The 23,051-nt window shown below is 34.9% G+C and carries 17 protein-coding genes and 1 tRNA gene; 8 read left to right on the top strand and 10 right to left on the bottom strand.

The window, feature by feature from the left end:
- Window positions 1-3: 3 nt before the first annotated feature.
- The 4 genes from Q0871_RS04040 to mce all read right to left on the bottom strand — a co-directional run bounded on the left by Q0871_RS04040 (window position 4) and on the right by mce (window position 4,388).
- Complete coding sequence (locus Q0871_RS04040) at window positions 4-180, bottom strand: hypothetical protein (RefSeq protein ID WP_299318171.1); 177 nt, start codon at window positions 178-180, stop codon at window positions 4-6.
- Window positions 181-675: 495 nt separating this feature from the next.
- Window positions 676-3,291, bottom strand: coding sequence for a M14 metallopeptidase family protein (locus Q0871_RS04045; RefSeq protein WP_299318174.1), 2,616 nt, complete (start codon window positions 3,289-3,291; stop codon window positions 676-678).
- A 273-nt stretch (window positions 3,292-3,564) separates the two neighbouring features.
- A tRNA-Ile gene (locus tag Q0871_RS04050) sits at window positions 3,565-3,638 on the bottom strand.
- Between the two features lie 345 nt (window positions 3,639-3,983).
- Window positions 3,984-4,388, bottom strand: a complete 405-nt coding sequence (mce, locus tag Q0871_RS04055; protein ID WP_299318176.1) for a methylmalonyl-CoA epimerase — start codon at window positions 4,386-4,388, stop codon at window positions 3,984-3,986.
- Window positions 4,389-4,452: 64 nt separating this feature from the next.
- Here mce and rbfA point away from each other — a divergent pair, with 64 nt between their 5' ends.
- From rbfA to Q0871_RS04075, 4 genes are all read left to right on the top strand, one after another.
- Window positions 4,453-4,845 carry a 30S ribosome-binding factor RbfA gene (gene rbfA, locus Q0871_RS04060; protein ID WP_027065546.1) on the top strand — a complete coding sequence of 131 codons (393 nt, stop codon included), beginning with the start codon at window positions 4,453-4,455 and terminating at the stop codon, window positions 4,843-4,845.
- Window positions 4,846-4,849: 4 nt separating this feature from the next.
- Window positions 4,850-6,058, top strand: coding sequence for an FtsX-like permease family protein (locus tag Q0871_RS04065; protein WP_299318180.1), 1,209 nt, complete (start codon window positions 4,850-4,852; stop codon window positions 6,056-6,058).
- A gap of 74 nt (window positions 6,059-6,132) precedes the next feature.
- A complete protein-coding gene (locus Q0871_RS04070; RefSeq protein WP_299318182.1) occupies window positions 6,133-7,239 on the top strand; it encodes a hypothetical protein in 1,107 nt (368 codons plus the stop codon).
- Between the two features lie 18 nt (window positions 7,240-7,257).
- Window positions 7,258-8,364: a hypothetical protein gene (locus Q0871_RS04075; protein WP_299318185.1), complete on the top strand. Its 1,107-nt coding sequence runs from the start codon at window positions 7,258-7,260 to the stop codon at window positions 8,362-8,364.
- A gap of 13 nt (window positions 8,365-8,377) precedes the next feature.
- On the opposite strand, the gene dusB is transcribed toward Q0871_RS04075, so the two are convergent.
- Entirely contained in the window at window positions 8,378-9,376 is a 999-nt protein-coding gene (gene dusB, locus Q0871_RS04080) for a tRNA dihydrouridine synthase DusB (protein ID WP_299318187.1), read from the bottom strand.
- Between the two features lie 206 nt (window positions 9,377-9,582).
- Between dusB and Q0871_RS04085 the strand changes: the two genes are divergently transcribed.
- The 3 genes from Q0871_RS04085 to Q0871_RS04095 are packed head-to-tail and all read left to right on the top strand — an operon-like array spanning window position 9,583 to window position 11,925.
- The gene (locus Q0871_RS04085; protein WP_299318190.1) at window positions 9,583-10,365 is read left to right on the top strand and encodes a prolipoprotein diacylglyceryl transferase family protein; all 783 of its coding nucleotides are present in this window, start codon (window positions 9,583-9,585) and stop codon (window positions 10,363-10,365) included.
- Window positions 10,337-11,731, top strand: a complete 1,395-nt coding sequence (locus tag Q0871_RS04090; RefSeq protein ID WP_299318193.1) for a radical SAM protein — start codon at window positions 10,337-10,339, stop codon at window positions 11,729-11,731. The genes Q0871_RS04085 and Q0871_RS04090 overlap by 29 nt, the downstream gene beginning before the upstream one ends.
- Entirely contained in the window at window positions 11,728-11,925 is a 198-nt protein-coding gene (locus Q0871_RS04095) for a hypothetical protein (RefSeq protein WP_299318196.1), read from the top strand. The genes Q0871_RS04090 and Q0871_RS04095 overlap by 4 nt, the downstream gene beginning before the upstream one ends.
- Window positions 11,926-11,931: 6 nt before the next feature.
- Here Q0871_RS04095 and Q0871_RS04100 read toward each other — a convergent pair whose 3' ends face one another.
- Window positions 11,932-14,331, bottom strand: coding sequence for an outer membrane beta-barrel protein (locus tag Q0871_RS04100; RefSeq protein WP_299318199.1), 2,400 nt, complete (start codon window positions 14,329-14,331; stop codon window positions 11,932-11,934).
- Between the two features lie 110 nt (window positions 14,332-14,441).
- Window positions 14,442-16,844 carry an outer membrane beta-barrel family protein gene (locus Q0871_RS04105; RefSeq protein ID WP_299318201.1) on the bottom strand — a complete coding sequence of 801 codons (2,403 nt, stop codon included), beginning with the start codon at window positions 16,842-16,844 and terminating at the stop codon, window positions 14,442-14,444.
- Between the two features lie 204 nt (window positions 16,845-17,048).
- Here Q0871_RS04105 and lepA point away from each other — a divergent pair, with 204 nt between their 5' ends.
- On the top strand, window positions 17,049-18,845 hold the full coding sequence (gene lepA, locus Q0871_RS04110; protein ID WP_299318203.1) for a translation elongation factor 4: 1,797 nt from the start codon (window positions 17,049-17,051) through the stop codon (window positions 18,843-18,845).
- Window positions 18,846-18,853: 8 nt separating this feature from the next.
- Here lepA and Q0871_RS04115 read toward each other — a convergent pair whose 3' ends face one another.
- The 3 genes from Q0871_RS04115 to Q0871_RS04125 are packed head-to-tail and all read right to left on the bottom strand — an operon-like array spanning window position 18,854 to window position 23,016.
- Complete coding sequence (locus Q0871_RS04115; protein WP_299318205.1) at window positions 18,854-19,618, bottom strand: LytTR family DNA-binding domain-containing protein; 765 nt, start codon at window positions 19,616-19,618, stop codon at window positions 18,854-18,856.
- Between the two features lie 10 nt (window positions 19,619-19,628).
- Complete coding sequence (locus tag Q0871_RS04120; protein ID WP_299318208.1) at window positions 19,629-20,636, bottom strand: sensor histidine kinase; 1,008 nt, start codon at window positions 20,634-20,636, stop codon at window positions 19,629-19,631.
- 13 nt (window positions 20,637-20,649) lie between these two features.
- Window positions 20,650-23,016 carry an outer membrane beta-barrel family protein gene (locus tag Q0871_RS04125; protein ID WP_299318211.1) on the bottom strand — a complete coding sequence of 789 codons (2,367 nt, stop codon included), beginning with the start codon at window positions 23,014-23,016 and terminating at the stop codon, window positions 20,650-20,652.
- Between the last annotated feature and the right edge of the window lie 35 nt (window positions 23,017-23,051).

A 23,051-nucleotide genomic window follows, 5' to 3' on the forward strand; every position in this document is an offset into this window, starting at 1 on the left:
GGGTTATTTTTCTGGCACTGGGTCAGAGAACCTAGTTTTTAAATGCTCATACTTATCTAAATCATCTAGAGAGTGATTACCGTAGTCATTTACGATATCAAATTTCACATTATTGTTTGCTAAAAAAGTAGCTACTCTTTCTAGCTCTTCGGGGGAACCTTTAATTTCAATCTTTGCCATTATTTACAAATGCATTTTATATAGTGCTTGCCTAATTTAATACTATTCTTTGAATTCTGTGCCGTTAAATATCCTGATAGGACATTTACCTTTTAAAGTTAATTGAATTTTTAGAATTTTCAATGTTACGCTGCTAATTCAGTAGGTTTTCTTGAACGTAGCTTTTGATGTTTTTACTTGAATGAGGTAATTAGAGCCAAGAACCTTTGGGTTGTCTTTAATAATAAAAAAAGCCCAATAATAAATAGTAACACTAATCTATTCTGGGGGAACTTTAGTATACTAATATTAAGGGCAGTATCAATTTAACATTTTATTAGGAAATACAAAAATCAGTTTTTAAAAATTGATAGCATCTTATTGCATAGAAATTACCTAAAAACCAAGAAAGCAGCCTTAAAAGGCTGCTTTCTATCATTCAAAAAATATCAATTTTCTAAGTTTTAACATAGGTTAGTATTTTTCAAATACATTACTATGCCTATACTTCTTCAATTACTCTGAAGCTCCTTCAAAAATGGAATTGAAAATAAGTTTGTACGTTCCTCTTGGTTGCGCTCTAAACTGCGGTCTAAAAGCAAACAAAACAACGGATCCTTTTCCGTATGTTGCTTTTACCATAGCTGGCTTTTTTGCAATGTACTTTTTCTCACCCATTGCCCAACCACTCATCAATAAATCTTTAGGTGCATAATTGGCAATGACCTCAACATTTGGTGCCGGCGCATCTTTAATATCCTCTGTACCGCCTTCTCCTTTTTTAGATTGCTTATCAATTACAAATGCACGACTCTTATTAAAAGATACCGCTACTGTGTCTTGCATACCAAATGCTAACGGATGTGTGGTGTCTATACCTGTTTTTATCAATGAACCTGGAATAAAGAATTCATTACTATCCGTACCTTCGGTAGCATCTTTCAACGGCAAACCAAATTGCTCTATTACATAGTTACTAGCTTCATCGAAAGCCAATAATGTGCCGCCATTTTTTACATAATTACTTAAGGCTACAGATCCTTCTAGACCAATACCACCTGTAAACTTCTCTGGCATTTTTAATGGAGAATTACCATGTAATATGGACTTTGGTCGTTGCGATGGTATTATCAATACATCATACTGCGATAAATCTTTTGTTTGAATATCTGTATCATGAAGCGTATCTGTTTCAAACGAATATTCATCCATGATAAAACGTGTCCAACCTTCATCCATATTAGAAACCCAAGATTTGTACAAGCCTACTTTTGGTGCGTGGACCTTTGTCATTTCTACTTTTGGTTCTGCGGATAATCCTGTTACTTCTAAGCCATATTCAGCTGCTAACTCTTCTACTGAAGCACTACCTCCAGAAACAATATAAGCACCTGCCGGATATGTTGATTTCCCCGATTTAAACGATGCTTTCGTTTTATAAGCAGTACCGCCGGCATTTAATACTTTGTTGGTTACTATAACCGATGCATTACTGTTGGCGCTTAACAAATACCCGTAAGATGCATTCCCTTTTACTTCACCTTCATAATAAGGAGCTGAATCCAACACCTTTTCTGTAGCTACCTCAAAAGGTTCTGCTATTTTATCTACGGTGATGCCCATTTGCATTGGTAGTGTCCAACCTGCTAAGTCATACGGAGTATCTGGTGGTCCACCAGGATATTGAAAACGTGTTGGGTAATTTTGCTTTTCCATTAGATCCATCAAATACGGTCTAAATGCTTGTGCCGTGTAAATTACATAGGCACCTTTCTCGTATTTCTTACCGTTAAGTTCAAAACTCTTAGTGGTTTTTTCTATTTCGATTCCTCCTTTAAGCAATACATTTACCAAGTTTACAGACTCGAAAGCATCCCATTGATTATTACCGATTACGTATGCAAACGGACCTTCTTCTTTCGACTTCTCGATTGCCGAAGCTCCCATTTTGTAGATATTGTACAAGTAGTTGCTCTTACGATCCGCTGCCAAATCTAAGGTTGCCCAAGTCGCAGTCAACATATAATCTACCGCATCACGAAAGTGAGACTCACCACCTTTCCATGGATCCGGATACATAATATCCGTACCATCGGTTGGGGTACCACCCGCAACAGTTTTAGGTAATTTCTCTGGATCATAAAATCTTGGTGTTGGAGAAGTATGACCAACTTCTGTTAAGATTCCGATCATGTTATGGTAATAAGGCACTGTACGCCCGCCACCGTTCCAGAACATCGTATAAAAATTATCGGCAATAGCACCTGGCATATTCTCAAGTGAAAATCTTTTGGTCATTGCTGAACCTACCTCACTAACACCTGCGGTAATTGCTGGGTGAATTCTTGGGTTTACTGGATCTGCATATGGTGGTAAAGATATTTTTGTCCAAGATGGAGAAGATTGATGGTGGTTATACACAATCTGCGGATACCACTCATTATACAATATCTTTGTAACATTATACGTCTCTGGCATGGTATTCATGAACCAATCACGGTTATTATCGTGACCCATGTAGTAGTGATATAAAATTGGAGGTCTTGATGTTTCATAAGCGGTACCTAAGTTCTTCTTGTACCAGTCTACAACAATATCCAACCCATCAGGATTCATTACAGGCATCAATATCGTAATAACATTCTCCCTGATTTTCTTTATTTCCGTAGTTTCAGAAGTAGCCAAAGTATATGCAAATTCAGAAGTCATTTGCCCATGCGCCAATTCAGTAGAGTGCATACCGCCATCAATCCAAACCACAGCTTTACCTTCTTCAGACAATTTCATGGCTTCATCATTAGAAACTTGTACTCGGGCAAGTTTAGTGCTAATGTCTTTCCACTTATCTAAATCCTTAAGATTGTCTTCACTAGAAATAAATAGAATGTACATTTTTCTACCAAGTACAGTAGTCCCTATTTCTACTTTTTTTACACGCTCTGAAGATGCATCTAATTGAGAAAGGTAGTCTTCAATTTGGCTGTAGTCTGCCAGTTTGTAGTCGGTACCTACCTTAAAACCATAAACATCTTCTGGTGAAGGTACGGTTTGCGCCATCGTCACAGATATGCACGAAATGGCTAGTACAAAGGTCAGCAACGCCGCCTTGTACCAAGAGTTTTTTGTAGTCATTTTTCGAATTAGTTTGTTTGAACTAGTAAATTAAGAAATAGTAAAGAGCTAGGTACATCTAACCAAGAAAGATTGTGTTAAAAGAAATGTTAATTTCTGATTATGTAATCTAATAGGTGTGTTGTTGAGGAAATGATTTTCTGATTGTTGAAATCTAAGTAATACTTTTTTAAAAGTCGTCTTCACTACTTTCTAGTACCTATTTCTGTGAAGACATGAAACTAAATAAAAAAACTCCTTTTAAATCATTAGATTTAAAAGGAGTTTTATGTGTGGTCCCACCTGGACTCGAACCAGGGACCACCTGATTATGAGTCAGGTGCTCTAACCAGCTGAGCTATAGGACCGGTTATAATTTTGAAATACGTATTCTGATTAAAATCAGTAAGACCGGTGCTCATACCAGCTGTATTACAAAACCCGCAAATTGCGGATGCAATATTACTACTTATTTTTAATCGACACAAGATTTTTATGCATAGTTCGTGGAATAGTTTATTTGTACTAAATGAGTAATTGTTAAATGTCTAAGTGAAAGGTGCTAACTTACTAGACACTTCGACTGCGCTCAGTATGGCATCTCAACATTATTTCAGCAAACGTTAGCATCAATGTCAGTTCGAGTGAAATTCTATTTTCAGAATTTTGTATCGAGAACCATTCTCGTTCGAAAGATTAAATAAAGTAAATCATTACTCTCTAATTTCTTGACACAACTCTACCAACACCCCATTTGCAGTCTTTGGATGAACGAAGGCTACTAGCTTGTTATCAGCTCCTTTTATGGGTTTTTCATTTAATAAAGTGAAGCCCTCTTTCTTTAGCCGTACCATTTCTGCAACAATATCTTCTACTTCAAATGCAACATGATGTATCCCCTCACCTTTTTTTTCTAAGAATTTGGCAATAGGTCCGTCTGGTTCTGTGGCAGCCAAAAGCTCTATCTTATTAGGTCCGTTTTGAAAGAAAGAAGTCATTACGCCTTCAGACGCTACTTCTTCTTGTTTATAGGGAGCAACACCCAATAATTTCTCGAAAAGCGCATTAGAATCTTCCATGCTCTTCACCGCTATACCTAAATGTTCAATCTTTTTCATGCCTTATTTGCTTCAGTGTACATCATATAGGGGTTAAGATACAATTTCTATGTATTTTTGCAGTATGGAAACGCAAAGACAACGTAAAATAGCTGGGGTCATTCAGAAAGATATTGTAGATATTCTACAAAAGGCTGCCATTGATGGCGGATTACGTAATACCCTAATATCAGTGTCTAAAGTTGCTGTAACTACTGATTTATCTATCGCGAAAATTTACTTAAGTATATTTCCAAACGATAAAGCAGGTGAATTAATGGAGGGTATAAAATCTAACCAACCGCTTATTAAACATGAGCTTTCTCAACGCACACGTAACCAATTACGTAGAGTGCCTGAGTTACTTTTTTACCTAGATGATTCCTTAGATTATATTGAGAATATTGAAAAGTCATTAAAACGCGAAGAGAACCCAATAGAAAATAGAGATTTGTTACCTAAACGTAAAAAGTCCTGATCGGTTGAATTTTCCTCTCTATATAGCTAAAAGGTATGTGCGTTCTAAAAGCACACAGAACGCGGTCAACATCATTAATTTTATTACCTTTTTAGTTATAGTTATTGGCTCTGCAGCACTTTTTATTGTGCTTTCGGCTTTCGCCGGATTAAAAACTTTTAGCCTTTCATTTACCGAATCTTTCGACCCTCAACTAAAGGCTTTACCGGCAACCGGAAAGATATTTACACTATCCCCAGAACAAGAACAACGTTTACAGTCTGTAGACGGACTCGCATTTTACGCTAAAGAACTAGAAGAAAAAGTCTCTCTTGAACACCGAGGTAAAAATCATATTGCATACATTAAAGGTATCAATAGTAATTACACCAAAGTAACCGGTGTTGACAGTACACTCTACATTGGCGATTGGACCATTAATGATTCCCAAGTAGTTACAGGTTTAGGCATAGCCAATATTTTAGGTGTAACCATCAACCAGTTTCGTAGCCCAATGCAGATTTATGCCTTTAAACCTGGTAAAGGCTCTCTTTCACAAACTATGAACACATCAACGCTATACAATCAACTACCTATGGTTATTGGCGGTGTTTATGCCGTTGAGGCAGATTTGGATAATAAATACGTGTTTGCAGATTTACGTTTAACGCAAGCTTTACTTGAAAAAGACTCACTTACTGTATCTGGAATCAACTTTAAAATGGATGAAGGTGTAGAACCAAGTGCTGTACGTTCAGAAATTCAGTCTATTCTAGGTTCTAATGTGCAATTGAAAAATAGACAACAACTGAACAGTACGTTGTATAAAATGCTGAATACTGAAAATGTTGCTACATACCTCATCTTTACCTTGGTGCTTATAATTGCGCTTTTTAATGTAGTAGGCGCAATCATTATGATGATATTAGATAAGCAACAGAATTCAAAAACACTATACAGTCTTGGTACAACGATTAAAGAATTGCGCAGAATCTATTTTGTTCAGGGTATATTGGTAACAGGTTTTGGCGGATTAATTGGTGTGTTACTAGGTGTGCTGATCGTATGGTCTCAACTTGCTTTTAGTTGGTTGAAAATTACCCCGTCGTTAGCTTACCCAGTAAAATTTGAATTCATCAATATTGTCATAGTGCTGGCAACCATTTTAGTATTGGGCGTAATTGCTTCTAAAATAGCTAGCAGTAGGATCAATAAGAAATTGGTTGATTTATAAGTGACCTTGCTTTTAAGCTGAACAAGCGCTTCATTTTTATTTTATTATCTTCTACCACACTAAGTAACTAACCAATGAAGATTTTAAAAGATCACTCCAAATTTATTTATCTATCCCTTTTTTTAATAGGTTTCATTTTTAACTCCAACGCTCAAAAAGCAAGCGGATTTTATGAAAAAATGCGCGAATTCAGTTACCCGTTCTCCCCTGCACCTTCTGGTGTGACTTATTACAAAATGGACCATGATTTAAAATCAGGTAGCATTACCATGAAAGACTACCGTGGCGAAATAGTGACCATTGACAACTTCAATCATAAGCGCCCTACCTATCATCCAAATTATAAAAATTATAGCAATCCGCTAAGTGTACTTCAAAAATATGATGAACGAAAAAGTATTAAATCAAATACTATTTTTTACAATTTAAAAAGTAGTAATATCGAACTCTACTATAAGAAAGGCGAGACTGACACTATTTATGATGTCTACGCAAATTTTACCGCTAGTTACAATGCTAAATATGACGGAAATACCATTGCCAAAGACTCTTTAATCTTTAATGATAAAGTAGGCGAAATTGTAAGCAAGCTTAATGGTAAAGATTTTGCCATTGTAGCCGTTAACAAAAGTAAAAATGTAGCTTATGACGCTAATGACAATGTACTAGTTACGGTTCATAATGCATATCAAGGTTTTATACGCAGGGCACAATTATCTTATGGCAAGAAAAATATGGCTTTTATCAAACTTAAGAAAACCAAAAAAATGAATTCTGCAGACGAGGTAAATTCACTTACCGAAGCCATAAGAAATTTAAAGAACATAGATACCGGTCTTAAAGCCAGAAGCAGTAGAAATGAAGAAGTACAAAGTTTAATTGAAAAATTTACATCTCTAATAGATTCTGAAGATTACAAAGAAAATGATGATTATAAAGTATTTGTACATGGTAATTTAGGTTCCTTTTACTCTCTCTTAGAAGATTTCAAAAAAGCAATTGCTCAATATGATTTAGGTACTTCTTTTAGCAGTCGCGGAGGTTTAAGTTCTTATATGTCTGACGGAAAAAAGAAAGCTCAATTTAAAATGCAACGAAAAGCGATTCTTTTTTCACCAGGAGAAAATACGGTAAAACCCGAATACAGCGACAAGTACAATACATTCTATCAAGGCAAATAAACCTAAAATATCAAAGTAATGTTCAAGAAAATCATCGCATTAACAGCAATCGTACTTTTTCATTTTCAAATACAGGCGCAATCTTTAAAGTCTAAGGCATATAACGTTTACCTGCCCAATTATGCAGAACAACTAGCTCCAAAACAAAGTGAAACCTATTTGGCTGAGGTCATATTAGGACCTGAAGAAGTGTTGAACTTCACTAAAAGTGAGTTTAAAAAAGCACTTCAACTCGAAGATTTTAAGGAAATTACCGGTGATCAATCACCGGATCTGTTCTTTGCCATTAACGGTATTTCAGAAAACGATCTAGAAGTTACTGGAACTATTGCACCTGTATCAGGTGACACTTACAGCATTAATATATCTCCGAAGGATAATAAGAGCGTAAAACTACTTTTCTATTACAACGAAAAACTAACACAATTATGGCAAATACCCCTTTTACCACAAGTTGATGTAAGGGGAAACAAAATACCGACAACTATCAATTTCAAGGAAGATGAGAAAGAAAAATATCTGATGCTAGAAAGCGGTCGTGCCGTGCCAGATATTAGTCCGTATATGGTTGAAATGTTCTTGGACAAAAAACTAGGCAAAACTTTTATAAATAAGATTGTGAATACCATTCAAGGTATTTACGACAATAATATGGAGAAAACCTATACCAACTTCTATTATATAAAAGATAAGAAAAACAGTGATTTATCCGATGAATCCAAAGAGCAACTTACGGCAATGTCGCAACTTTCTGAAGCTAAGTTTTCTACCTTGATAGATGCAAGAGCTAGCAAATCTAAGATGGAAGAACATATTGCCTATTGGAAAGGTTTCTTACCCAAGTATGAGGATACCGGTGATAAAAAAATCGCAAAAATTAGAGGGGGTATTCTAATGAACCTATACCAAATGTCTTTAATGACCGAGAATTTTAATACAGCAAACAGCTATTTACAACAAGCTGCCGATGTCAAATTTAAATCAAGTACCGTAAAACAAGCTCAAATTGATTTTGCCAAACTTTATGCTAATTATAAACTTAATTACAATGAAACATCTGGCGAAAGAAAATACAGTACAGGTTATGAAACAAGTAAAGCTGCTAAAGTTTTAAGGGTACTTTAATTCCGAATAAAACTTAAGGATTTACAAATTCGTGATCTCCAAATTTTTGCAATACCTCATCAAAAGCGGCAAATACCGATGCTGAATCATCACTGGTTACCATTTTCATACGATATTCCTTAAAATTAGGGATACCCTTAAAATAGTTGGTATAATGCCTACGGGTTTCAAAGACCCCTAGTATTTCGCCCTTCCAGTCTATTGACATCTGCAAGTGACGTCGAGCAGCTTCTACGCGTTCTGCCATGGTAGGTGGAGCTAAGTGTGTTCCTGTTTCAAAAAAGTGCTTTATTTCCCTAAATATCCAAGGGTAACCTATGCTTGCACGACCTATCATTGCACCATCTAATCCGTATTCATCACGCATTTTCATGGCTGTTTCCGGTGAATTTACATCACCGTTACCAAATACAGGTATATGCATTCTTGGGTTGTTCTTAACGTCTCTAATAGGATTCCAATCTGCATTACCTTTATACATTTGTGCACGGGTTCTACCATGAATAGCAATTGCGGCACAGCCTACATCTTGTAAACGCTCTGCAACCTCAACAATTTTAATAGAGCTATCATCCCAACCCAGTCTAGTTTTTACCGTAATGGGCAAATTGCTATGTTCTACCATTGCCTCGGTCAAAGAAACCATTAGATCGATATCTTTTAGAATTCCGGCTCCTGCTCCTCTTGAGACTACTTTCTTAACAGGACAACCAAAATTAATATCTATAATATCTGGTTTAGACTTTTCTACAATCTCAACAGACTGCAACATGCTATCTAGATTGGCACCAAATATTTGAATACCTACTGGGCGTTCTTTTTCGTAAATATCTAACTTCATGACACTCTTTGCAGCATCACGAATTAATCCTTCCGAAGAAATAAATTCTGTGTATACCACATCGGCACCTTGCTCTTTGCAAAGGGCTCTAAATGGTGGGTCGCTCACATCTTCCATCGGTGCTAAAAGCAACGGGAAATCAGGCAGTTGTATGTCTCCTATTTTGGGCACTGGCGTATTTTAATTTTGGGTTGCAAAGTTATATAAAAATACGGGAAGGGCATTACTACCCCTTTTGGATAAATTGTGTCATTTTGAAAGGGATTGTTGAGGACTGAAATACTTGTTTGTAGAAAGGACGTAAATTAGTAACTAAATTGGTCTTCGGCTGCCCTCAGACTGACATTTTATCACTTAATTCTCTTGCCAATTACTTTATGAACAATACACTTCTTATCGTCTCGCTTCCTTTTGAGCCTGTTGTGTTTGGTATAAAGTTAAATATCCACCTCATTCTAGAATACCTAGCGTTCTTTATCGGATTCAGATATTATGTTTTGTTACGGAAAAATAGTGCTGATGTCATTTCATCTAACAACCGGCTTTCTATTATAATAGGTGCCGTCTTTGGTGCTTTGTTTCTCTCACGCGTAGTTGCTTTTTTTGAAAACCCCGTGGCGCATATTCAAGAAGATTGGCTATACAATCTGAATAACAAAACTATAATGGGCGGACTCTTTGGTGGTCTATTAGGTGTCGAGCTTGCCAAAAAGGTTATCGGCGAGAAACACTCTTCTGGAGACCTGTTTACATTACCCATCATCTTAGGGATTATCATTGGAAGAATTGGCTGCTTTTTAGCGGGTATTAAAGAGTTTACCTATGGAAAAGAAACAACGTTATTTACAGGAATGGACTTAGGTGATGGTATTCAAAGGCATCCTATTGCGTTGTATGAAGTGGTGTTTTTAATGGTGCTTTTTATTATCATCCGTAGATTTCAAAAATCGAATATTACTTTTAAAAACGGAGATCTTTTTAAGCTCTTTATGGTCAGTTATTTCTCCCTTCGTTTCTGTATCGAGTTTCTAAAACCTAACAGTTATTATACCCTTGGTCTAAGCAGCATTCAAATATTATGTTTAATTTGTTTGGTTTACTACTATAAATTCATCCTTCAGGGAATTACATATGTCCGAAAAAAACTATACGTATTATGATTTCACTTTAAGCCTTTGCCCAGAATGTTTACGACGGGTAGATGCTAAAATCGTTTTTGAAAATGAAAAGGTGTACATGCTTAAAAATTGTAAAGAGCACGGTAGATCTAAGGTGCTTATAGCTGATGATATTGAGTATTACAAGAATATTAGAAACTATAATAAGGCTTCTGAATACCCTAAAACATTCAATACACAAACGCATTATGGTTGCCCATACGATTGCGGACTTTGCCCTGACCATGAGCAGCATTCTTGTCTTACGGTTATAGAACTGACAGATCGTTGTAACCTTACTTGCCCTACCTGTTATGCTGGTTCTTCGCCTACTTATGGTAGACATAGATCACTAGAGGAAATAAAGAAAATGCTCGACGTCATTGTAAAAAACGAAGGTGAACCAGATGTGGTGCAGCTTAGTGGTGGTGAACCTACCATACACCCCGATTTTTTTAAAATACTAGATTACGCAAAGTCACTGCCAATTCGGCATTTAATGTTGAATACCAACGGAATAAAAATTGCAAAGGATTTTGAATTTGCTAAACGATTAGCTACCTATGCTCCAGATTTTGAAGTGTATTTACAATTTGATTCTTTGGATAACAAAGTGCTACGAACTTTAAGAGGCGCAGACCTTGCGGATGTTCGTTTACAAGCCCTTGAACATCTTAACAAATTAAATCTTTCTACCACTTTAGTGGTTGTGCTACAAAAAGGATTGAACGACCACGAAATGGGAAGCACTATAGATTTTGCTTTGAAGCAAAAATGTATACGCGGAGTTACTTTTCAGCCCACACAAATTGCTGGGCGGTTAGAAAACTTCGAAGTGGATGAAAACCGTATCACCTTAACAGAAGTACGTAGAAAGATATTAGAACAGTCCCCCATTTTTGAGTCTGATGATTTAATACCAGTGCCCTGTAACCCAGATGCTTTGGTTATGGCTTATGCATTAAAATTAGAAGATGAGGTGAATCCGTTAACGCGTTTTATAAATCCTGATGATTTGTTGAACGAAGGAAAAAACACCATTATCTATGAGCAAGATGAACAGCTACATGGTAAAATGATCGAGTTGTTCAGTACTGGAAACTCCGTTGAAAAAGCTTCTGAAAACCTAAAGAGTATTATGTGCTGCTTACCAGAAATTGATGCGCCTGAGCTTGGGTATGATAACTTGTTTCGCATCATTATTATGCAATTTATAGATGCCCATAACTTTGATGTGCGTGCCATTAAAAAATCATGTGTGCACATTGTAAATAAAGACTATAAAATTATTCCGTTCGAGACTATGAACCTCTTTTACCGAGATGATAAAATTGAACGCTTAAAGGAACTACAAAACGAAATGCTATGATTTTAGAAGTTGGTAATCTTGATGGTCTTGCTACATTTTTGTTTCTAGTAATGTTCGGTCCCGCAATATTGTTCATCATAATTGGGGCGATTTTGTTTTATTATAAAAAGAAAAAAGCGGGTAAGGTCTTTATGATTTTAGCCGGCGTTTATTGCCTAATAAGTCTTGGTATATGCGGTGCTATGCTATCATAGAAAATGTTATAATCGCTTATTTTCGTCTGTATTCTTACTTTTAGAATTACCGCGAATTTTAGTGTTTCCGAACTTATATCTAAAACCAAATACAAATAATCGACTTTCAGATCTAGTACTTGTAGTATTATTTTGGTCAAGGTAGTTTCTTGTAGAAAAGGTATTTCCGTTATTAAAAATATCTTCTATTCCTATTGAAACACTAGCATCTTTATTCCAAAAAGTCTTTCTAAAATTTACACCTAATTTACTATATGCTCTATTACTAGCATTACCTTTAACATATGGAGAAATATAGGTGAATGCCATGTCTGCATACAACGATTCATCTTTTAATAATGTGAAATAGTTATTAGCTCGTATATATGTTGTCCAAATAGAATTCTCTATAGTTGCATCTGTTGCTATATCAATAAACTTATTTTGATTATAATATTGGCTTACCAAAAAATAAGAGTACCAGTACGAAGTAAAATATTTAGACACACTTACATCGGCACCAAAACTATAATTAGTTTCTAAATTTAAATATTGTGCTTTAAGGATATTGCTTGTATTATCTTGAATAAATTGTTGTACTTGTTCATCTGATTTTATACTGGTAAATAAGGCAAACTTAAAGTCTTTATCAAATACATAATCGACTTCTACGTAAGTATTATAAGCTGGTTTTAAATTAGGATTTCCTTCATAGATAGAATTTGCCGAAAGATAATATTGAAAAGGGTTAATACTGCTATATCTAGCCCGGGTAATTCGCCTGTAGTATTTTACCATGAAAGCATTTTTGTCTTTCGTATAAGACATTGACAGGTTTGGGAACAAATCAAAATAAGAAGTCGTGTTCATCAGTGATAAAACATCTAAATCTCCCTTTGTATCTGTATATTCCGCTCTAAGACCTACATTCAACTTCCATTTTTCCCAACTGTTGCTAAGACTGACATACCCTGCATAAATTTGTTCGTCGTAATTAAAAATACCAGATTCAGTAGGGTTAATGCCTTCAAAGGTTTCATCAAAACCGAATTGAAGAATACTCGACTCAGAGTTTATATTTGCAAATCTCAATCCTGTCTCCATAGTCGACTGTTCTGACAATGGTAACGTAAGGTCTGTTTGGACACTGAAAAGATTTATGATTTGGTCTGATTCTACATTCAAGGTATTCTCAGAAGTATTATCGGTAAAACCCTCTACAATATCATTATTTAATTCTTGACTATCTTTAGAATCATAATATGTAAAATGTGTATTTGTTGCAATTTCTGCTCCTTTATCATTCAACTTATGCACCCAGTCTAAATAGTTAGACGAGTTATAGGTATCATCGTTTAATATATTGAGACCTTGTAAACGCGCTATTAAATCTGCATCGGTATTTTCTAAATCGGTCGTAGAAGTATATAAGGTATTGCCATTGGGCGAAAAACTTGAGGTGGAAGAAAGGCTAATCGCATTTTTATCATTTAATTCAATATCTAAAAAAAGGTTTAGATTATGACTTTTTTTCTTAGTTATAGATTTTTGCTCTGCTGTCCAAATCTCACTTTCCTGTCCGGCTTCAAAAAATGTTGTAACATCAGAATATCTGGTCCTATTTCTATCATGACTAAAGCTATAATTCGTTGAAAAATCTATCTTTTTACCTTTAAAGAAGTGATCTGTACCTACAGTATGTTTTGGTAAAACTCCTTGCGTATATCTATTAAAAACAGCACCATTATACCCTGCAACCAAGTTTTTCTTCATTTTAATGTCAATCAACAATCCGCCTTCAGCACTATATTTTGCAGGGGGACTCGTTATTACTTCTATAGATTGTACATTACTTGCTGAACTACCGCTAAGTAAATTAATAATATCGCTTTCTGGTAAGTTCACTAGCTTACCATTAATCATCACATTAACATTAGGACTACCGTTAATGTATAAACGATTATTCATTACCATAACACCAGGAGTACGTTTTAGAACATCCCAAATATCACCATCTGATAGTGCGGTGTTTTCAACGCTAAAGATATGCCGATCTGCTAATTGTTCTAATACCGGCTTTTTTTGAGTGACTACAACCTCATCTAACTCTTGAGCGCTTTGAAGAACTAAGGGTTTCATTTCAATGTTTTCTGTAACTGAAATATTAGAGCTCTCTACAGTATTTGCTATATAACTGGCAACTATGTTATAAGTGCTAGAAGTAACAGCTTTAAACTCGTAAAAACCTTGGTCATTTGTGACCGTTCCTTTTATGAATTCACCCTCGCCGGTTAACAATATTACATTCGCTAAAACAATAGGGTTTTGATTGTCATCTATTACTACACCATTAATAATAAAATCTTGGGTAAACGCTAGGGTAAACGTAAGACAAAATAGAAGTGTTATATTGAAATTCTTAATCATTTAGTGCAGGTATAACACCTAAATGTAGGAAAGTAATATTGAATTATCTTACAGTATTCTTAATTTTTTCTTAATAAAAAATAAAGGTTCTGATAGTTAAACAGTTAGCATTATTCAAGACGTTCTCTCTCTATTTTATCTATATCACGTTGATTGTCTTCTAAGCGGAAATTACCAAAGTTATACGTGAAGCCAAACTTTACATATTGGGTTTCTGGCTTTATTATAAATCCGTTATTCTGATTTAAGTAATTAGAAGAAAAATAACTATTATACTGCCCTAGGATGTCGTTAGCACTTATACTCAATACAGCTCTATTGTTCAAGAATGATTTTCTTAATCCTACAGTTAAATTTGTAAAATCTTCTTGAAGATATGATCCTTCTAAATAACCTGACATATAAACCAATCCTAATTCGCCTTTAAAAGTTCCATCTTTAGATAGAGTTATATAATTAGTAAGGTCTACATACGCTCCATTATATTTATTCTTAGAAGAAAACTCATTGCTTTCTAACGCTAGAAATGTTTCATCTTCATGAAAAATAGAAATATAACTGTACAAATACCAGTTGTTGGAGATTGACTTACCATAAGTAAAATCCAACCCAAAAGACGTGCTTTCCAAAACATTTTGGGTATTATCTCTCATTACAAAATTATCATTATCCTGAAAAGTAAGTGTAGAAATATAATTCCCATTATCACGATAGTAGAAGTCAAAAAAGAATTCTTGATTCAGCGTGTAATTCAAGTTGAAATTATGCCCAAAACCAGGTCTTAAATTAGGATTTCCTTCCTCAAAATTACGTTCATTAATATAGGTTCTAAACGGATTCAAATCTTCATAACGAGGGCGTTGTACCTTTCTGGCATAATCAAAAGATAGACTATGGTGGTCATTTATATTGTGCAGAATATACAATGAAGGGAAAAGTTCAAAATAACTAAGCTCGTTAATGTTTGATACATTTACAGACACTCCTGTGCTTTCTGTTTGTTCTGCACGTAAGCCTGTTTTTATACTCCACTTATCCCAATCTTTAGAAAGGCTAAAATAACCGGCATACACGCTTTCGTCATAGGTATAGTCATCAGATAAATTGGGTATAAACTGCGTACCGTTATTTTGTAAAAAATAATCTAATCTACTTTCAGAATCAATAAAAGAACCTTTTGCCCCTGTTTCAAAAAATACACTGCCTAAATAATCAGTATAATCTATTTGAGCGGTCTTTATTTCTATCTGCTGATCGGCAATGGTGGAGAAATTAAAATCGCGAAGAAATAAGCCACTAGGTTGAAAATAATCTGAGTTTACTTCTTGATTTCGGTCTAGATCAAAATTTGTGTAATGTGCATTTACAGTTAAATTACCTTGGTCTTTAAACTGATGTTTAAAAGTAAGGTCGCCCGAAACATTATGCTTTTGTTCGCTTAAAAAACTGTTTGTTGTAAAAATTGAATCTAAAACCCCAACACTGTTTTTAATGGTAGTTTCCTGAAAAAAATCAGCATCCTTTTTTGGTTGATACTGTGCGTTGCTTGTTAGGCTTAGCGTGTTCTTATCATCAAATTCATAATCTACCGATACCCCAGCACTATGGGTATTAGTGCGTATTACTTGATCAAAATCTGTATCCCAAACAGAAGTAATACCGGTATTATCCATAAAATTGGTATTGCTCAAAGTATTCTTGAACTCCTTTTTGGGTGTGTAATTATAGCTTGCGTTTACATTTAGCTTTTTAGTCTTGTAAAAGTGAGAAGTTCCAAAATTGTACTTAGGGAATACCCCTTGTGTATACCCAGCATTTACATTGCCTTTATACCCTACAGATACATTTTTACTGGTAACGATATTTAAAATTGACCCGCCCTCAGCATCATAACTTGCGGGCGGATTATGAATAACCTCAACAGATTTTATATTCTCTCCTTGGTAATTTTCTAAAAGACTTCTTACCTCTTCTGAAGACAATTGAACTTTACGATTGTTGATATAGACTGTAGTTGCTTGATTTCTCACTTTCAGTTCATCATTCATCATAATGACTCCTGGTGTTTGACGAAGAATATCCCAAGAGCTATTCTGAGAAATAACCGTGTTTTCGACATTGAAAACAATTCGGTCAACTTCCCTTTTCACAACGGGTTTATTGCTTGTAACGGTTACCTCATTAAGTTGCTCCGCTTGCTGCTCAATTATTACAGCTCCGATTTTGGTATCCTTTAAAATCTCAATAGCTAAATTTTCTGAAGTTTGACCTACATAAGACGCTTTTAAAAAATAGAGACCCTCTGCAATATCAGAGAATAAAAACGATCCATTTTCATCAGCAGAACTTCCTTTAACCAATACAGAATCTGCAACGGTCAGTAGAAATACAGACGCAAATGCGACGGGTTCTTGGTATTGGTCTTTAACCTCTCCTTTTAATTCAAAGGTTTGACTATACCCAAAATGGGACATACCTATGCAAAAGAATAAAATAACTGTTAGTAGTTTCAATGGTGACTCGGGGTTGGTAATCAAATCTAGTTAAAAAAACGTTGTAATCCTTTACAATATATGTAATCCAAACCAATCTATACAACAATAAATAGGTAACTACACTCAAGCTTAGCGCTATAAATTAGATTATATTTGCAATTGCTCTTTAATGCCGGGGCAAGAATCCTGGTATAAATTGGCTTTATTATTACTGTTACCGCTATGAAAAACATTAGAAATTTCTGCATTATTGCACATATTGACCATGGTAAAAGTACCCTGGCAGACAGACTGTTAGAGTTTACCGGTTCTGTTACTGATCGAGAGAAAAAGGAACAGTTGCTAGATAGTATGGATCTTGAAAGGGAGCGTGGTATCACTATAAAAAGTCATGCCATACAAATGGAATACACCTACAAGGGTGAAGAATATATTTTAAATCTAATTGACACACCTGGTCACGTAGATTTCTCATATGAGGTTTCTAGATCAATTGCTGCTTGTGAAGGTGCCTTATTGGTTGTAGATGCTGCACAGAGCATTCAGGCACAGACTATTTCAAATTTGTATTTAGCTTTAGAAAATGACCTTGAAATCATACCCGTTTTAAACAAGGTGGATTTACCAAGTGCCAACCCAGAAGAAGTTACAGATGATATCGTTGATCTTTTAGGTTGTAAGGCAGAAGAAGTAATACCTGCATCTGCAAAGACAGGTATTGGTATTGAAGAAATATTAGCAGCTATCATTGAGCGTATTCCTGCTCCTACGGGCAACCCAGATGAAGCGCTACAAGCTTTGGTGTTTGATTCTGTTTACAATCCTTTTAGAGGTGTTGAAACCTATTTTAGAGTTATAAACGGCGAAATTAAAAAGGGCCAAAAAATAAAATTTGTAGCAACTGACAAAGACTATTATGCCGATGAGGTTGGTACTTTGAAGTTGACACAAGAGATTAAAAAAAGTGTAAAGGCTGGTGATGTTGGTTATTTAATAACAGGTATAAAAGATGCGCGCGAAGTTAAAGTAGGTGATACTATAACAGATGCGGCCAACCCAACCAAAAATGCGATTGGCGGATTTGAAGATGTAAAACCAATGGTATTTGCGGGTATTTACCCTGTTGATACGGATGAGTTTGAAGAGCTACGTGCTTCGATGGAAAAACTACAATTGAATGATGCTTCTCTTGTATTTGCACCAGAAAGTAGTGCTGCCCTAGGTTTCGGATTTAGATGTGGTTTCTTAGGAATGCTACACATGGAAATTATTCAAGAGCGTTTAGAACGAGAGTTTAATATGACGGTAATTACTACGGTACCTAACGTTAGTTACCATGCATTTACTCGTAAAAACCCTGATACCCCAATTGTTGTAAACAACCCAACTGATTTACCTGACCCATCAAGTATTGATCATGTTAAAGAACCTTATATAAAAGCTACCATTATTACAAAGGCTGACTTTGTAGGTAACGTAATGTCTTTATGTATTGAAAAGCGTGGCGTAATTACCAATCAAACGTATTTGACCACCGAGCGTGTTGAACTTAATTTCGACATGCCTTTGGCAGAAATTGTTTTTGATTTTTATGATCGTTTAAAAACAGTTTCTAAAGGGTATGCCTCTTTCGATTACACGCCTATAGGTATGAGACCTTCTAAATTAGTACGTGTAGATATTTTGCTAAATGCACAGCCAGTAGATGCGCTTTCTGCTTTACTACATGCTGATAATGCCGTAAATATTGGTAAGAAGATTTGTGCGAAACTAAAAGAACTGATACCAAGACAACAGTTTGATATTCCAATTCAAGCCGCTATTGGTGCAAAAATCATCTCTAGAGAGACTACAAAAGCTTTACGTAAAGATGTAACCGCCAAATGTTATGGTGGTGATATTTCTCGTAAACGTAAACTTCTTGAAAAACAGAAGAAAGGTAAAAAACGTATGCGTCAAGTAGGTAACGTAGAGGTGCCACAAGAAGCTTTTATGGCAGTATTGAAATTGAACGACTAAATATCAGATTACTCTAACCACTTTCTAAAGTCGGAAGTGGTAGAGGTACTGGTCATTGCTTTTTCTTTACACCCTTTTATCGTAATAAGTAATCGATTTTTAAAGTGACTTTCTATCTGTTCTATAAAATCTATATGTACAATTTCGCTACGGTTGATTCTAAAGAACTTTTGTGGTGGTAACTGCTGTACTATACTACCAATAGTTTGAGATATTGGGTGCCTTTTGCCTTCTTGGTCGGTAGCAATACAAAAATCTCCAGAAGCTTCTATCATACTAATTTCAGAAGTGTTCAATAGCTGAATGCCATTAGACCGTTTTATAACAAACCGTTTCTTATAGTTATTTTGGTCTTCTTTTAATGCCAATTTTAACGCTTTAAAAGTGTCGCTACTTAATTTACTATCATATTTCCCCTGCTTAAAGAGCGATTGATATTTTTCTAGCGCTTTTTTAAAATCAGTATTTGAATATGGTTTTAAGATATAGGCAATACCATTTGTATTGAAGGCTTGAAACAAATAATCATCATAAGCGGAGCAGAATATTATAGGACAGGTAACCTCAACCTCATTGAACAAATCAAAAGAAATACCATCAAGCAACTTAATATCAGACAAAATTAGGTCGTATGAATTTGACGCTAAAAGTGTTTTGCCCTCTACAATAGACCTAGCCCAATGACTTGTTATTTCATCATCAAAAAATGTTTTAAGGTGGCTTAACAATTTCTGATATGCAGGAATTTCATCTTCTAATATTAAAAGTGTCATAGGCTTCTAATTAGTTGCTTAGTTTAATTATCGGAATTGAAATTTTATACTCTGCTTCAGTATCCTCTATATGAGGTAACTCTTTAGAAAGTAATTGGTATCGTGCTTTTAGGTTTGGAAGACCTGTGCCCAAACTGTCCTTAGTTTTCGTAGAATTTGATTTTAGATTCATAACAGTTAACCTATCTTCATCAATATCTATGACAACATGTGTTTTGTTTTCCCCATTTACCTTATTGTGCTTTACCACATTTTCTAACAATGTCTGTACAGCGCCTGTTGGTAAAAATTTGTTCGAAAAATCAATATTCTTATTCACATGAAAATCATAATCATCACCGAACCGTGTTTGAATCAGGAAGATATAATTCTCTGCTAAATTCATTTCTTTAGACAGTTCCATTACCTCAGCATCTTTTGTCTGTATTAAATATCTATAGATTAATGACAAGCGATTAATATATTCTTTTGCCTTTATAGTATCGCTATCTATTAATGCATCTAGAGTGTTTAGGTTATTAAAAAGAAAGTGAGGGTCTAGTTGTGAACGTAAAAGTTTAAGCTCATTCTCTTTCTGCTGTTTTTGAATTTTTACGACTTGAGTTTGGCTTTCGTAAAACTTCTTGGTCAACAAAATCCCAAAGGGAATACCAACATTGTCTGCCCCTACAAAAAGCCCGTTAAGAATAGCTCTATGCCATATTGGAAATTCATTACAATCCCTTTCACATGACCAATAACCAGCAAGAAGTTCAATAAATCCTGTTGCGGTTAATATCAAAATTGCCAAACTGATTAATGCAAAATAGTTTGGCTTACCTAGTAAATAGTTTGGCATTAACCAATACAAGAACAATACTATTGCTACGATGGTCATCAAAATATAAGCAGGAATATCGATTAGGTACTCCAACAGATCATTGTCATAAGTGTAATACTGCCAAACATTAAATATTGATGTTACGCCCAGAATAATACCAAGTAAAATGTAATCTGACTTATTTAGTTTAGTATTCATTTGCTATGCTGTATTAATTGTCTTGTTTAATACGATCTTGCTCGTCTTTTGAAGAATTACCTCTATTTTTATTCTTTCCGAATTTAGAACCGAAATTATAGTTCAATTGTAAAAATACATTGTTTCTTGCCCAATTTGAAACCACTGTTGCGTCTACATTATCATACTTTACAACCCCATTAAAAGGTCTTTGAATCAATTCTTCGAACTCTAAACTTACTTTTAATTTATCATCAAGAAAACTTTTGCTAAAAGCAATATCAATACCGGCAAGCCAGTCATATTCGATAATGCCCTCTAGCCCGCCAGAAGTATAGTATGTAGATACTTCAGAGTTGATTTCCCATGGTAGTTCATATTCAGCCCCTGCGAAACCCGTAAAGCTCCATTTAGACAAGTCTAACATCGGTTCTAAATTCTCAGAGGTATATTCATTATGATTCGCTTGAACACCTACATAACCATCTATATTCTCTATAAAATCTAATGGCGCGAAAAAACTAAAACTCCAGTTTTTATTATCAGCCAAATTAATCATGGTTCTAGAGGTTTCTGCCGAGGCATCGTTCTGTGTTATGATTTCAAATAATTGGTCTGAGGTTTCTCTGTAATTTATATTAAAAAATGGTTGGTTGTCATACGTTAAATTAAACTGGTAACTATTTGTGAATGCAGGTTTTAAATTAGGGTTTCCTTCTTCAAAGGTAAATGGATCATAGAAATACACAAAAGAGTTAAGTGAGCTATAAGAAGGCCGCTGAATACGATAACTGTACGCTAAATTTGCACTAATTTCATTTGTTATTTTTCTACTAACACTTGCACTTGGAAATAGCTTTGAAATTTTTCTAGTTCTGGTTTCACTCGTTGTTGTTGCGGTACCTTGGGTGTCACTTTCTTCCCAACGCAATCCGCCAGAGAAATTCCATTTATCAACCTTTATGTTCATTTTAGAGTAAAATGCAAGAATAGTTTCATCTACCAAGAACCGATTACTTTCTGCTGGTCGAAACTGAAAAACTCCTTCATTATCCTCCGTTAACGATTGTAAGTCACTATCTGATTTTACATCTGAAAACTTAGCACCTGCATTCCATGAAAAATTCTCATTTACAGTTCGCTTATAATCGATTTTATAGGTGTTAATCTTATATGATGCATCTTGAAAGTAACGCCTATTATCATACTGTAATTGCGATGTTCCTATTTGATATAAATTATTTTCATTATCATAGCTATAGTCCACAAAATTATAATCTAGTACTAATTTATTCTTGTCATCTTTGAACTCATAATACGGATTCAAAGATTTAATGTTTCTATTTCTATCGAAACTATTATCGGTTAATAAGGTAATGTCTGATGTTGCGCTTGATATTGTAGTATTGTTATTAGAAATTCGGTCAGAGTTGCTGTTAACTACTCTACCACTTATACCAATTGAATGCTTATCTGTTAGGTAATAATCTACACCTGTACCAATATTGATGATTATTGGGTCAAAAGCAGATTTTGAGGTTTGCTCATAAGTGTCATCAAGAACTTTACGAGATAGTGTTAAATCATCTCTAGAAGTTGATTTTCTATACCCTGCATTTAATTGCCAATTAAGTTTGTTTTTATAGCTTGCTATTGAAGCACTGGTAGCATACTCAAATCTATTCTCATAGCCCACCATTTGCTTTACATTGCCATGCGTACCTAGTTTTACATTATTCTTTAAAATGATGTTTAGAATCGGCCCAGAGCCTTCAGCATCGTATTCTGACCCAGGTTGTTGAATCAATTCTACTTTAGAAATATTATCTGCAGGCAAATCTCTTAGTAAACTTGCCGTATCCATATAATCGGTAGTCTTTCCGTTAATGAGTATTCTAATATTGCCTTGACCCGCATAACTTACATTACCGTTAGTCATTATAATACCTGGAACTTTTTTTACCACGTCTTGAAGATTGGTATTCACCATATCTGAATTTTCAAGATTAACAATAAGCTTTTCTGCAGTTTGTTTAATTTGTGGTCTTTTACTTTTTACAACAACCTCATCTAAGTTTTGTGTTTCTTCGTTCAGCGTAAAATCCACTGTTAACTCTGATTGAGGTAATTGAATTTTATCAGATTTTTTGGTTTCAAATCCAAGAACAGATGCCTCTATCACATAAGTGCCATTTGCAATATTCTCAAATAAGTAAGCACCAATTTCATTACTAATTACCCCGGTTATAGCTTTTTCTTCACCTACCTGATAAAGAATTATATTAGCATAAGGCAACGGTGTTTTTAATGGGTCACTTATAGTACCCGTAATAGTGTTTTGAGCGATAGTAACTGCTGTGATGAGTAGCGCAACTAATAGAATTGTTGATTTTAGTTTCATGACTGGTCGTTTTTTGATTGATGCTGTAAAACTAT

Origin of the sequence: uncultured Maribacter sp. (assembly GCF_947500985.1) — a bacterium.
Classification (GTDB): domain Bacteria; phylum Bacteroidota; class Bacteroidia; order Flavobacteriales; family Flavobacteriaceae; genus Maribacter.

What these genes read in the sequence shown, in the direction of transcription:
- Q0871_RS04040 (WP_299318171.1), bottom strand. Translation starts at nt 180, where the DNA reads ATGGCAAAGATTGAAATTAAAGGTTCCCCCGAAGAGCTAGAAAGAGTA.
- Q0871_RS04045 (WP_299318174.1), bottom strand. Translation starts at nt 3,291, where the DNA reads ATGACTACAAAAAACTCTTGGTACAAGGCGGCGTTGCTGACCTTTGTA.
- mce (WP_299318176.1), bottom strand. Translation starts at nt 4,388, where the DNA reads ATGAAAAAGATTGAACATTTAGGTATAGCGGTGAAGAGCATGGAAGAT.
- rbfA (WP_027065546.1), top strand. Translation starts at nt 4,453, where the DNA reads ATGGAAACGCAAAGACAACGTAAAATAGCTGGGGTCATTCAGAAAGAT.
- Q0871_RS04070 (WP_299318182.1), top strand. Translation starts at nt 6,133, where the DNA reads ATGAAGATTTTAAAAGATCACTCCAAATTTATTTATCTATCCCTTTTT.
- Q0871_RS04075 (WP_299318185.1), top strand. Translation starts at nt 7,258, where the DNA reads ATGTTCAAGAAAATCATCGCATTAACAGCAATCGTACTTTTTCATTTT.
- Q0871_RS04085 (WP_299318190.1), top strand. Translation starts at nt 9,583, where the DNA reads ATGAACAATACACTTCTTATCGTCTCGCTTCCTTTTGAGCCTGTTGTG.
- Q0871_RS04090 (WP_299318193.1), top strand. Translation starts at nt 10,337, where the DNA reads ATGTCCGAAAAAAACTATACGTATTATGATTTCACTTTAAGCCTTTGC.
- Q0871_RS04095 (WP_299318196.1), top strand. Translation starts at nt 11,728, where the DNA reads ATGATTTTAGAAGTTGGTAATCTTGATGGTCTTGCTACATTTTTGTTT.
- Q0871_RS04100 (WP_299318199.1), bottom strand. Translation starts at nt 14,331, where the DNA reads ATGATTAAGAATTTCAATATAACACTTCTATTTTGTCTTACGTTTACC.
- lepA (WP_299318203.1), top strand. Translation starts at nt 17,049, where the DNA reads ATGAAAAACATTAGAAATTTCTGCATTATTGCACATATTGACCATGGT.
- Q0871_RS04115 (WP_299318205.1), bottom strand. Translation starts at nt 19,618, where the DNA reads ATGACACTTTTAATATTAGAAGATGAAATTCCTGCATATCAGAAATTG.
- Q0871_RS04120 (WP_299318208.1), bottom strand. Translation starts at nt 20,636, where the DNA reads ATGAATACTAAACTAAATAAGTCAGATTACATTTTACTTGGTATTATT.
- Q0871_RS04125 (WP_299318211.1), bottom strand. Translation starts at nt 23,016, where the DNA reads ATGAAACTAAAATCAACAATTCTATTAGTTGCGCTACTCATCACAGCA.